This window comes from Collinsella aerofaciens (assembly GCF_015561195.1).
In the GTDB taxonomy this organism is placed as follows: Bacteria; Actinomycetota; Coriobacteriia; order Coriobacteriales; family Coriobacteriaceae; genus Collinsella; species Collinsella aerofaciens_AC.
Window position 1 is genome coordinate 17952 of record NZ_JADMSU010000010.1, and the last position, 12308, is coordinate 30259.

Genomic DNA, 12308 nt, shown 5'->3' on the forward strand with positions numbered 1-12308 from the left:
GGCCGCCCATGTCGGTCGTTATAGCCACGTATGTCCACGATCTTGCCGTTGCCGCCAAGGCAGCGTCGGCCTCGCTTGCCACGGCGAGCGACGAGCAGCGCCAGGAGGCCGTGCGCGCCATGGCCGCAGCGCTGCGCAACGGTGTCGGCTCCATCGTCGCCGCTAACGAGCTCGATATGTCCGCCGCGCGCGATGCGGGCACCTCGGCGGGACTCCTCGACCGTCTGCTGCTGACGCCCGAGCGCGTTGAGAGCATGGCCGCCGGCCTGGAGAAGCTCGCCGAGCTGCCCGATCCCGTGGGCCGCGTGCTCGATCACCGTGTGCTTGCGAGTGGCGTGGACCTTACGCGCGTGAGTGTGCCGCTGGGCCTGGTTGCTATGGTCTACGAGGCGCGCCCCAACGTGACGGCCGACGCCGCGGGCATCTGCATCCGCACCGGCAACGCCTGCATTCTGCGCGGCGGTTCGCTAGCCTATCACTCGTGCGCCATGATTTCTGAGCTGCTGGCCGATGCGCTCGAGACCAAGGGCTTCCCGCGCGAGGCCGTGTCGATGATCGAGTCTACCGACCGCGAGGCCACCGGCGAGCTCATGAAGCTCCGCGGCGTCGTCGATGTGCTCATTCCGCGTGGCGGTGCGGGCCTGATCCAGCGCTGCGTGCGCGAGTCGCTCGTTCCGGTGATCGAGACGGGCACGGGCAACTGCCACATCTACGTCCATGAATCCGCCGACTTTGATAAGGCGCTCAATATTATCGTCAATGCCAAGACGCAGCGCGCGGGCGTGTGCAATGCTGCCGAGTCGCTGCTTGTGGACCGCGCCGTGGCCGACGCGTTTTTGCCCGCGGCCGTGGCTGTGCTGCACGACCACGGTGTGCTTATTCACGGCGATGAGGCCACGTGCGCCGCATGCGCCGATGCCGGTCTTGCCGAGGGCGGCGACTGCGTGGCCGCGACCGAGGAGGATTGGGGCCGCGAGTACCTGGCGCTCGAGATGAGCGTGAAGGTCGTTGCGAACGAGGACGAGGCCATCGCGCACATCAACCGCTATGGCACCATGCATTCCGAGGCCATCATCGCCGAGGACGCGGACGCCTGCGAGCGCTTCCTGGACGCAATCGATGCCTCGGCCGTGTATGCCAACGCCAGCACGCGCTTTACCGACGGCGGTGAGTTTGGCCTGGGCGCCGAGATCGGCATCTCGACCCAAAAGCTCCACGCCCGTGGCCCCTTTGCCGCCGAGGCCCTCACCACCTACAAATACAAGCTCCGAGGCACCGGTCAGGTTCGCCCCTAAACCTACCAAAAAGGGACAGGTTTATTTTGGCAGGTTTTATCTGCGGTTTTGCCGGGCGACACGCTCGCCCGGCTTTTTCCTCCGCAAACCTTTTCTGCCTTTCGGCTTGAGCCGCGGCGATATACGATAGTGACACCGTGTCCTAGCACAGAATCACCAGGAGGTATTGCCATGTCCCAGACGCTTTCCGCCGGAATCACCCGCGACCGTGCGTTCGAACTGCTCAACGAGCACAACAAGGACCCGTTCCACATCACCCACGGCGAGACCGTCGAGGGCACCATGCGCTATTTTGCGCGCGAGTTCGACCCCGAGAACGAGGAGTTCTGGGGCATCGTCGGCCTGCTGCACGACTTGGATTGGGAGGAGCATGAGGACGATCCCATGAACCACACCATCTATGCGGCCGAGATCCTCGAGGGCGAGGGCGCATCGCCCGAGCTCATTCGCGCCATCCAGACGCACGCGTCCGATTTCAACACCTCGCTGCCCAAGCCCGAGCTGCAGATGGAGAAGATCCTGTTCGCCTGCGACGAGCTCACCGGCTTGATCGGCGCTGCCGTCATCATGCGTCCGAGTAAGAGCGTCATGGACTTTACGACCAAGTCGCTCAAGAAGAAGTTCAAGGACAAGCGCTTTGCCGCCGGCTGCTCGCGCGACGTGATTTCGCAGGGCGCCGAGATGCTGGGCTGGGAGCTTCCCGAGCTCTTCGACCGCACCATCGCGGCCATGCAGTCCTTCGCGCCTGACCGCGACACCTTCCAGGCCTAACCTGCCAAAAAGGGACAGGTTTATTTTGGTAGGTTTTATCTGGGAAAACGCTTCCGTTGGACGTTATTCAGCGGAATCGTTTTCTTTTTGACGCGGTGATGCCGGCGAATGGCGGCGCTTCGCGGCAGACGGCCATGCTTTGCCGTATTCGTAATTCGGCATGCGCATTGCTAAGCGGCGTTCTTGATAATCCATACCCCCAGTCCGGTTAGCAACTGAACCTGCTTAATTGTCAGCCCTTCTTTTCGAAGCGCGAGTATCGCCTCATTGCGAAGTGCTTTGGAGACGGATTTGAGCTCCGTCGGAGCACATCCTACGACACTCTGCACGATTGCCGTGCCAAATTCACATAGATCTTCCTCACGAACCTTGGCTGTTGCGCTGGGGCGATAGGGAAGCGACGGCGCACTTTCCATGAGCTGAAGGTATGAGCGAGGTGTTGGGAATAAAACGCCGACAACGCTGCCGGTGACACGCGGCCGTGACCTGGCACTCATTAGATACTCGCGATGGCTGCTCCAGGGATATTCGTCGTATGCCGCCAGTCCTGCTTTTTGTGGATTCAGATGAATGTATCGAATTGCCTCAAGTAAATATACTTCCGACTTAATAGGCGAATCCCAAAACCGCTCCTGAAACACGTGGCCGATATGCCCTGTCCGCGCATTGTATCTACCCGCAAACGACACGGCTATCGCGTGCATCGCGTCGCTCTTGCGGTCGTCCGGATCGTCGATGAGGAGATGAATGTGGTTTCCCATAAGGCACCAAGCGATAAGCTCAATATTGTGTTTAGGGAGGATCACATCGAGGATCTGAAGCATGGCGATTCGGTCCTCGGCATCGTCAAACAGCAATTGCCCTCCGTTTCCACGCAACGTGACGTGGAAATAACCGGTTGGTGACTTTGAACGAGGTTTTCTCGGCATGGCCCCTCCTTTAGCTCGGATGGGCTGAAGATACCTCATTCGCAGGCATCGGTTGTCGAGATTCAGTTCACCGACAATAGCTGCTACCTGCCGAAATGTTATTGCGTTTTCAAATTGATGCTTTTTAATGGTAGCTGAGCAAGACGGGCACGCTTGTTGTGGATGTGGGTGTTGGTTGCGTCGATCTGGATGGTCCTCGCGTGATGTCATCGCAAATGGGCTTCACGCATTTCTACGGCGATAGAAAAATGACTGGGCGCTCACAAACAAAACGGAGCACCCGGCATTTACTGATTGTTTGTTGACGTTTGGCCAGATAAAACCTGCCAAAATAAACCTGTCCCTTTTTGGCAGGTTAGTTGAGGGCGGCTTGGGCTAGGCGAGCTTCGGCGGCCTCCTCGGTGACGCCCAAGGCCACGGCGAACTCCTCGATGGAGCGACGCTTGGCCTCCTTGAGTACGCGCATGTAGTAAGAGCTGGGCTTTTTATCGGCTTCCTCGGCCTGGCGAATGCGGTGCATCATGGTCTTTGCCACGCGGACCGTCTCGGGCGCGCCCAGCTTGAGCTGCTGCTTAAAGTGCGTCTCCTCAAGCGAGCTGTTGCGCTCGGTAAAGGTGTCGCACTCCAGCTCGTCATAGTGGCTCAGCAGGTGCTCGGCATCTTGCTGGGAGATGGCGGCATGCAAACGATCGGCCTGCGCCACGGGGTACATGAGGATCGTCTGCGCATGTCCCTGCTTGGTCTCGAGCAACAGCATGGGCTGCGGCGTGTCGTCCCTAAAACCGACGACGGTGCAGACTCCCTGACCCGGATGAATGACGTGTTGACCGATTGAGAACATGCTACCTCCAACTTATACGAATTTGCGTATGTCTAGAATACCACGCTGACGTGCGGAAACCCTTACTTTATGCAGGAAAAGCACACAACTTCGATAGGTAAGAGTATTCGATAAAAGACACAGCTCATTCACACCTTTATGCATTTTCAACGCGTGCATAATCTGCAGGCAGACCGGCATCTTTGAGTGACTCCATACAAGCTGTAGTCAATTTTGTGCATATGCAATTTCGATTGGCTTTACCCTGCGACAGTGCCCGTCGCTTGTGATAGAGTGCTACAAACTCTGGCTTTTACCCTACGAGTGACCAAGAGCTCGGGGGCTTTAACACAAGGAGGATCTATGCCCGAGAAGATTGAAGAGCTGGTACGCGCTGCGCTTGCTGCGGCCCAGGAGGCCGGCGACCTTTCCGCATTTGAACTTGACGATTGCGCTATCGAGCGACCGGCTGACACTTCTCATGGCGAGTGGACCTCTACCATGGCCCTGAAGTCCGCCAAGCTGGCCCACTGCGCCCCGCGCAAGATCGCCGAGGCCATCGTTGCCCATATGCCCGAGGATCCCGCGATCGAGAAGGTTGAGATCGCAGGCCCCGGTTTCATCAACTTCTACCTCTCCGTTGCCGTCAAGAATGCCATCTTTGGCGAGGCTCGCGAGAAGGGCATGGACTTCGCTAAGTCCAACGTCGGTGGTGGCCTGAAGACCCAGGTCGAGTTCGTTTCCGCCAACCCCGTCGGCCCCATGCACATCGGCCACGGCCGCTGGGCCGCGCTGGGCGATTCGCTCTGCCGCGTTATGGACCACGCCGGCTATGAGATCCAGCGTGAGTTCTACATCAATGACCACGGCTCTCAGATGAACACCTTCGGCAACTCCATCAGCACGCGCTATATGCAGCTTGCCGACATCATCGCCAAGCAGGGCGTTGATATCGACGAGGCTCACAAGCTGCTGATCGCCGACCGTGACGCCTTTGTTGCCGACGAGAACGACGAGCATCCCGAGACCCATCCGTATCAGGACAACTTTGCCGAGACTCTGGGCAAGGACTCCTACGGCGGCGACTACATCATCGACGAGGCCGCCGAGTTCTGGCGCACCGACGGCGATAAGTGGGTCGACGCCGATCCGCAGGAGCGTATGGAGAGCTTCCGTGAGCGCGGCTATGTGAAGATGGTCGACAACATGCGCGACCTCTGCCACGCCGTCAACTGCGACTTTGACCGTTGGTACTCCGAGCGCTCGCTGTATGTGAAGGACACCGAGGGCGAGACCGCCGGCACCTCCGCCGTCGACCGCGCTTTTGAGAAGCTCGACAAGATGGGCTACCTCTACACCAAGGACGGCGCCCTGTGGTTCCGCTCCACCGATCTGGGCGACGACAAGGACCGCGTCCTGATTAAGTCCGACGGCGAGTATACCTACTTCGCCTCCGACGTTGCCTATCACTGGGATAAGTTCCAGCGCGTCGACCACGTCATCGACATCTGGGGCGCCGACCACCACGGCTACATCGAGCGCGTCCGCTGCGTCTGCGACGCTCTTGGCTATCCCGGCAAGTTTGAGGTTCTGCTGGGCCAGCTCGTCAACCTACTGCGCAACGGCAAGCCCGTCCGCATGTCCAAGCGCAAGGGTACCATGGTGACCCTGCAGGAGCTCGTCGACGAGGTCGGCTCCGATGCCGCTCGCTACACGCTCATCTCCAAGAGCTCCAACCAGATGGTCGACTTCGACATCGAGGCCGTTAAGAAGCGCGACAACTCCAACCCGGTCTATTACGTGCAGTATGCTCACGCCCGCGTGTGCTCCATCCTGCGCCGTGCCGCCGACGTTACCGCCGAGCAGGCCGACGAGATGGGCATGAAGGCCGTTGCCGCCAAGGCCATCGGTGAGAACGTCGATTACTCGTTGCTAACCGACCCGACCGAGCTCGCCCTTTCGCGCAAGCTCAATGAGCTCACCGACCTGATCGCCAGCTGCGCTCGCGATCGCGCCCCGTTCCGTCTGACCCACTTTGCCGAGGAGCTCGCCGGCGACTTCCACAGCTTCTACGCTGCCTGCCAGGTGCTGCCGAGCGAGGGCCGTCCCGTCGACCCCGAGCTTTCGCGCGCCCGTCTGGCAGCTTGCGACGCTGTCCGCGTGACGCTCGCCCTGGTGCTTACCCTCGTTGGCGTTTCCGCGCCCGAGCAGATGTAATCTGCGGGTCATTTGACCGTGTAGGTTTGGTTTAACTGAGCCCTATAAGCCCGATCTCCCACGGAGGTCGGGCTTTTTTCGCAAACGCCGACGTATTGACGAATTTGGAACTGCTGGAAATACGAAACTATGCCGGTTTACTACGATGAATTGAGGAATTCCAACCACGCTGGCTTTTCGCAAAAAAGCGCAAGGCATCTACCTGCGGTTTTAGTTCAACCGGTTTCGGAGTAGTCGCGGTTGAGCGATTCATCGTAGTAAACCGCCATAGTTTTGGCGGAGGCGGTCAGATCTGTGGGCGGTAAATCAAAGAGTGTACCTTTTGACTGGTCGTTTAAGAACGTCCCCGATGGCTAAGTTGCAGGTGGCGGCGGTTGTGTTACACTAACGCTGCGTAGTTGACGCAATCATCTCGATACAGATCAATGATGTCCGTCGTTTCGAACGGAACTAGACTGTTTAGCCGCCCTGAAGGTTTATGCAGGGAGCATGTGATCACAGGGCTTGAAAAGAAAGTTGAGCAAACACTGTGTCTGATCAACAGCAAGAAAACGAAATAACGACGACGCAAGCCGCTCCCGCTGCACCGGTTGCGTCGGACCAGGTCGCGGCGCCCGCGCAAGCCTCGGCTCCCGAGACGCCTAAGGCTGCTTCGACGCCTGCGCCTGCAACTGGTGAGGAGGCCGTGCCTGCAACTGGTGAGGAGGCTGTTCCGGCAAAGCTCAAGCGCACGCGCCGCACGGCCAAGCCTGCTGCAGACGGCGAGGAGGTCACCAAGCCCAAGCGCCGTACCACGCGCACGACGCGCGCCAAGCGCACCGTTGCAGCTGACTCTTCGGCGCCGATTTCCGATGAGGTCGCGCAGGCACGTGCGCTGGCGCAGATTAGCGAGGCTCAGGTGGTGCGCGCCCGCCGTCGTGCTGCCGAGCGCGAGGCCGCGGCTCTGACCGAGCTTGCAGCTCCGTCTGTGCCCGAGACGCCTGCCGCCACCGAGACGCCTTCCGCCGACCAGCCGACCGAGAAGCCGGCACCGCGCACACGCCGCCGCACGGCTGCTAAGGCCGAGCAGGTTGCGGAACAGGTAGCCCCCGAGCTCACTGAGGCTTCGGTCCGTTCCGCGGCAGGGGAGGGCACATCGCCTGTTGAGCCCGCTGCGCCTGTCGAGGCCAACGAAGTTCCCGTTGTCGATCCGGCTTTGCGCCCGCACCGTCGCGGTCGCAAGCCCAAGGCCTTCGTCGAGGCCGAGAAGGCCGCAGCCGCAGCCGCCGCCGCTCGGGATGCTGCGGCGACCGCCGAGTCTGCAACCGCTGCCGACGCGCCTGTCCAGGATGCTATGACTTCCGAGGCCGTTTCAGCCGATGTCGATTCCGCCGACGTCCGTCCCGGTCGCAGCCGTCGTACTGCTGCTAAGCGCACGTCCAAGGCTAAGGCTGCCAAGAAGGGTACGTCCGAGGATTCCGCCGAGCCCCAGGACGTCGAACAGCCTGCGCCCGAGAAGCCCAAGCGCGGTCGCAAGAAGTCCGTTAAGGCCAAGGCCGCTGAGCAGCAGGCTGATGTCGAAGCGCGGGTCGATTCTGGCGCCGAGGCCAATGACGCCGCTGCGGCCAATGTTGACACCGCCGCAACCGATGGTGCCGCCCCCGCCGAGGGCGAAGACGGCACTCGCCCCAACCGTCGCCAGCACAAGCGCAACGAGGAGCGCAACGAGCGCAAGGACGAGCGCAACAACGACCGTCGCAACCGCCAGCGCGATCGCAAACAACGCAACAAGGAGCGTAATGCCGCTCCCACCGAGCCCACGCTTTCGCGCGAGGAGCTCGCTGCCATGAAGGTCGCCGAACTTCGCGAGAAGGCCAAGGAGTTCGAGATCGAGACGACCGGCAAGAAGAAGGCCGAGCTCGTCGAGGAAATCTACGTCACCGCTGCGAAGGCCGAGGGCTTCCGCGACATCAAGGGCATTCTGCAGATTCGCCCGGACAGCTCCGGCATCATCCACGCCCATGGCTACATGAAGTCCAATGACGACGCCTTCGTGCCCGCTTACCTCATCCGCTCCGCGCGCCTGCGCACGGGCGACGTCATCGAGGGCTCGCTGCGTCCTTCGCGCGGCGGCGACAAGCGCGCCGGCCTCGCCAAAATCACGACCATCAACGGTCTTGACCCCGAGCAGATTCGCAACCGTCCCAAGTTCGGCGACCTCACCCCGGTCTATCCCAACGAGCCGCTGCGCATGGAGCACGGCAAGGATTCCATCACCGGTCGCGCCATCGACATCGTGTCACCGATCGGCAAGGGTCAGCGTGGCCTGATCGTGTCCCCACCCAAGGCCGGCAAGACCACGATCCTCAAGAAGATCTGCCAGTCTATCTCGATTAACAACCCCGAGGTGCACCTCATCTGCCTGCTCGTCGACGAGCGCCCCGAAGAGGTCACCGATATGCAGCGTTCCATCAAGGGTGAGGTTGTGGCGTCGACCTTCGATATGCCTGCCGACAACCACACTCGCGTGGCAGAGCTCGTCATCGAGCGCGCCAAGCGCATCGTAGAGCTGGGTGGCGACGTCGTGGTGGTGCTCGACTCCATCACGCGCCTCGCCCGCGCCTACAACTTGGCGGCGCCCGCCTCAGGCCGCATCCTTTCGGGCGGCGTCGATTCGGCGGCCCTATATCCGCCCAAGCGCTTCCTGGGTGCAGCCCGCAATATCGAAAACGGTGGCTCGCTCACCATCCTGGCCTCTGCCCTCATCGACACCGGTTCCAAGATGGACGAGGTCATTTTCGAGGAGTTCAAGGGCACCGGTAACATGGAGCTTAAGCTCGACCGCGACCTGGCCGACCGCCGCATCTTCCCGGCTATCGACCCCGTTGCCTCCGGTACACGTAACGAGGACCTGTTGGTCGACGAGCAGATGCGCCCGTTTGTCTTTGGTCTGCGTCGCATTCTTGCCGGCATGAACAACACCGAGCGCGCAGCCGCATCGTTTATCAAGGGTCTTAAGGGCACCAACACCAACCAGGAGTTCCTGGTGCGTTCGGCCAAAAAACACAGCGACTACGAGCAGACGTTCTAGGTTGTCATCCACGCGCAGCGATAGTCATCAATGCGATAAAGGGTCGGGGCTTTGAGCCTCGGCCCTTTTCCATAGCGCCGCTCCGCGCTTATTTTTGACCGTAAGACCGACGAGCAGCAGGTTTCCCGTTTCAATCCGACATCGTCGCTTGCAATCGGCAGGGCGGTTTCGCATAATAGCTTTTAAGCTTCGCGACGGAAAACGCAGATGAAACGAACCATATACCGTTGCTTTGGGGCATAGCCCCGCTTCATCTTCTCTCGCGCAGCCAACTGAATGATGCGATTTGGGTGCTGGAAGATGGGGAGAGCTCATGGCTTCTTCTGATGCAACACAACGAGCAGTCCTTGCCGGACTTTCGTGCGGGATCGGCCTTGCCGCTCCCGTGGTTATGTATGCCGCGACGCTGCCGTTTTCGTCGGTGAACGAGACGGTCGTGGCGGGTGCGGTTCCCTTCGCCGTGGGCGCGGTGGCGGGCGTGGGCATCTATGCCGCCTCGCTGGGTATCTCCGAGTATCGTGAACAGCGTGAAGAGCGTCTGTTCCAGCCCGATGCCATGGGCGGTGCCGCCAATCTCAATCAGCATCAAAGCGAGTTCAAGACCGCCTCGATTCCAGCTCAGCAGCAGGATGCGACTCCTTACGCTGCGACTTCTGCTTCTCAGGCTCAGTCGGAGCAGTCTACCTCGGCATTCCTTTCCGGCCTGACCGGTGCGTTCCAGCGCCGTCATGCCGACGATGGTGTTCCTACCATCGCTCGAGCCGCAGATGCTATGGACGAGGCCGAGGCTTGGTCCATGATCGACAGCATGCTCGACGACGATTCGCCGGTTAGCTGCGACCCTGCGCGCTCGCGCGACGTCTATCAAGTCGCCATCGACGAGCTCACCAACGGCGGGCAGACCGGCTCCTTCAATCGCGACGACATCGCTGCCGCGGCGCGTGCCGTGTCGGGCTCTCAGGCCGCCCCTGCGGGCAGCACGGCGGCTTTCGTGGCACTCGTTGCCAACGCGGCAGCCAATAACGCCTACAGCGCTACCTCGGCGGACGCGAACGCTTCTGCCGATAATTCGTACGTTGATGAAGACATGACCGCGGACGAGGAGGCCGTTGCCGCCCGCCGTGCCGCCGAAAGCTCGCTTTGGGGCACTCCTGCCCAGCAGCAGGCGGCTGAGGCTGCGCCGTACAACGCAAACCTCGCCAGCATGCCTATCATTTCCGGTGCCGCGGACATCGATCTCGATGACCTCGATGAGCCTGCAGCCATCACCGCATCGATTGATGCCCAAGATCGCATCGACACCGGCGACCTTCCGGATGCCTCGCTCGAGGTTGATGTCCCCATGGCCGATTACTCGGGCCACGAGGACATGTGGGCCGCCGCCACCGCGATTCTGGATGAGATTGACGAGCCTGCTCCTGTTGCAGCCCCCGCTCCCGTCGCTGCCCCTCAGCCTGCTGCCCCCGCCTATGTCGGCCGTCACAGCGCTGTGTTCCCCGAGGATACCGCCCGTATCTCGCGCGAGGGCATCGAGCGGGCCGAGGCTATTGCCGCCGGCATTATGGAAAATCGTCGTCACGAGCGCGTCAATCAGATCCTCGAGGAAGAGATCGAGCGCCTGCAGTCCTCTACCGCCAAGCGTACGGGCCGTGCCTATCTGAGCGTTATCGAGGGCGGTACCGCCAGCTTCGCGCCGCTCCGCGCGGAGGCATAACTTCTGCATGGTTAAGATAAATCGAAAATGGGCGGTCGTGACCTGCCTGATGGCGCTCTTGATCTGGGGCAATTCGCTGGTTCCCGGTTCGGGGTCGGGCTCGCTGAGCCTAACGGTCATGGAGGCCATCCGTGGATTTTTGCACGGCGTGGGACTTCCATATGAATGGGTGACCAACTTTGTTGTTCGCAAGTGCGCGCATTTTACCGAGTATATGGTGCTCGGCATCCTGGCAACGCACGCCTTTGATTTTGAGGGCCGACGCACCTTTGACGTGCTGCTGCCCACGGCAGTGTACCTGCTGCTGATTCCCTCGATCGACGAGACGATTCAGCTCTTTGTGCCGGGACGCGCCGGCATGATCACCGATGTGATGATCGACTGCTGTGGAGCGGCAACGGGCGTTGTGCTCCGATATCTCTTACGGTCGCTGATGTGCGCCAAAAAAGCCGCCTAGGACGTATTGTTTGGTCCTAGGCGGCCTTTTTTATTTGAGGGCTTATATGAGGCATGGTGGCGTCGTTCCGTAGGTCGGATTTGCCGGGCACGCCACGCCCTGCGGGTGCGTTTGCTACTGAAGCGCCTGTGCGCCCAGGGCCAGGCAGCCCATAATGCCCTGTTTGCCCTCGAGGCTGTTGTTGACGATGTAGGTGTCGATGTCGTTGACCTCGGGCGTGACGATGTAGCCGTTGAGCATCTCGGCGCACTTCTTGCGCGCGAGCGGCACGATGGGGGTGTGGTCGGCCACGCCGCCACCGATGACGATCTTCTGCGGTGCGTAGCACAGGATGTAGGTCATGAGCGCTTGCGCAAGGTATCCGGCAAGCAGGTCCATGGCCTCCGGGTCGTCGGCCATCTCTCCGGCGCTCTTGCCAACCCAGCGCTTTTTGACGCCGGGGCCGGCGATGAGGCCCTCGAGGCAGTTGTCGTGGAAGGGGCAGCCGCTGTGCTCGCCGATGGTGTCGCGCGGGTCGCGCGTGACCAGGATGTGGCCGGCCTCGGGATGCATCATGCCGTGCACGAGCTTACCGCCCGAGAGCACGCCGGCGCCCACGCCGGTACCGATGGTCAGATACACCACGTCAGTGAGGCTCTGGGCGCAACCAAAGGTGACCTCGCCCAGGCAGGCGACGTTGACGTCGGTGTCGTAGCCGCAGGGAATATTGAGCTCGTTTTGGATGGTGCCCAGCAGGTCGAAGTAGCGCCATGCCGTTTTGGGCGTCTCCAGGATCTTGCCGTATTGGGGCGAGGCGGGGTTGACTGCGGTGGGGCCAAAGGCGCCGATGCCCAGCGCGGCGATGCCCTTGTCGGCAAACCATGCGTTGACGGCCTCAACGGTCTCCCGCGGGGTCGTGGTCGCAATCTGCTCGCGTTCCAGGACCGTGCCGTCTGCATAGCCCGTGGCGCAGACCATCTTGGTGCCGCCGGCCTCGAGCGCTCCGATAAGCTGCTGCTCTGCCATAGTATTCCTCTCTGGGACGAGTTGCTCTGT

9 protein-coding genes are annotated in these 12308 nt (G+C 61.1%); 6 read left to right on the top strand and 3 right to left on the bottom strand.

The features are described from left to right. Window positions 1–8: 8 nt before the first annotated feature. Window positions 9–1295: a glutamate-5-semialdehyde dehydrogenase gene (locus I2H81_RS08805; protein ID WP_195645295.1), complete on the top strand. Its 1287-nt coding sequence runs from the start codon at window positions 9–11 to the stop codon at window positions 1293–1295. Between the two features lie 171 nt (window positions 1296–1466). Then, a complete protein-coding gene (locus tag I2H81_RS08810) occupies window positions 1467–2066 on the top strand; it encodes an HD domain-containing protein (protein ID WP_195645296.1) in 600 nt (199 codons plus the stop codon). A gap of 170 nt (window positions 2067–2236) precedes the next feature. Here I2H81_RS08810 and I2H81_RS08815 read toward each other — a convergent pair whose 3' ends face one another. Both I2H81_RS08815 and I2H81_RS08820 read right to left on the bottom strand, forming a co-directional pair. Continuing rightward, window positions 2237–2995: a transposase gene (locus I2H81_RS08815; RefSeq protein ID WP_195645297.1), complete on the bottom strand. Its 759-nt coding sequence runs from the start codon at window positions 2993–2995 to the stop codon at window positions 2237–2239. A gap of 355 nt (window positions 2996–3350) precedes the next feature. Then, window positions 3351–3836: a CarD family transcriptional regulator gene (locus tag I2H81_RS08820; protein WP_006235480.1), complete on the bottom strand. Its 486-nt coding sequence runs from the start codon at window positions 3834–3836 to the stop codon at window positions 3351–3353. A 342-nt stretch (window positions 3837–4178) separates the two neighbouring features. Here I2H81_RS08820 and argS point away from each other — a divergent pair, with 342 nt between their 5' ends. From argS to I2H81_RS08840, 4 genes are all read left to right on the top strand, one after another. Further along, on the top strand, window positions 4179–6032 hold the full coding sequence (gene argS / locus I2H81_RS08825; RefSeq protein ID WP_117800437.1) for an arginine--tRNA ligase: 1854 nt from the start codon (window positions 4179–4181) through the stop codon (window positions 6030–6032). A 529-nt stretch (window positions 6033–6561) separates the two neighbouring features. Further along, the gene (rho, locus tag I2H81_RS08830; RefSeq protein WP_271817514.1) at window positions 6562–9102 is read left to right on the top strand and encodes a transcription termination factor Rho; all 2541 of its coding nucleotides are present in this window, start codon (window positions 6562–6564) and stop codon (window positions 9100–9102) included. Window positions 9103–9415: 313 nt separating this feature from the next. Next, window positions 9416–10816: a hypothetical protein gene (locus I2H81_RS08835; RefSeq protein WP_195645298.1), complete on the top strand. Its 1401-nt coding sequence runs from the start codon at window positions 9416–9418 to the stop codon at window positions 10814–10816. Between the two features lie 7 nt (window positions 10817–10823). Further along, the gene (locus I2H81_RS08840; protein ID WP_195645299.1) at window positions 10824–11273 is read left to right on the top strand and encodes a VanZ family protein; all 450 of its coding nucleotides are present in this window, start codon (window positions 10824–10826) and stop codon (window positions 11271–11273) included. 114 nt (window positions 11274–11387) lie between these two features. Here I2H81_RS08840 and I2H81_RS08845 read toward each other — a convergent pair whose 3' ends face one another. Further along, the gene (locus I2H81_RS08845; RefSeq protein ID WP_195645300.1) at window positions 11388–12278 is read right to left on the bottom strand and encodes an ROK family protein; all 891 of its coding nucleotides are present in this window, start codon (window positions 12276–12278) and stop codon (window positions 11388–11390) included. Window positions 12279–12308: the final 30 nt, after the last annotated feature.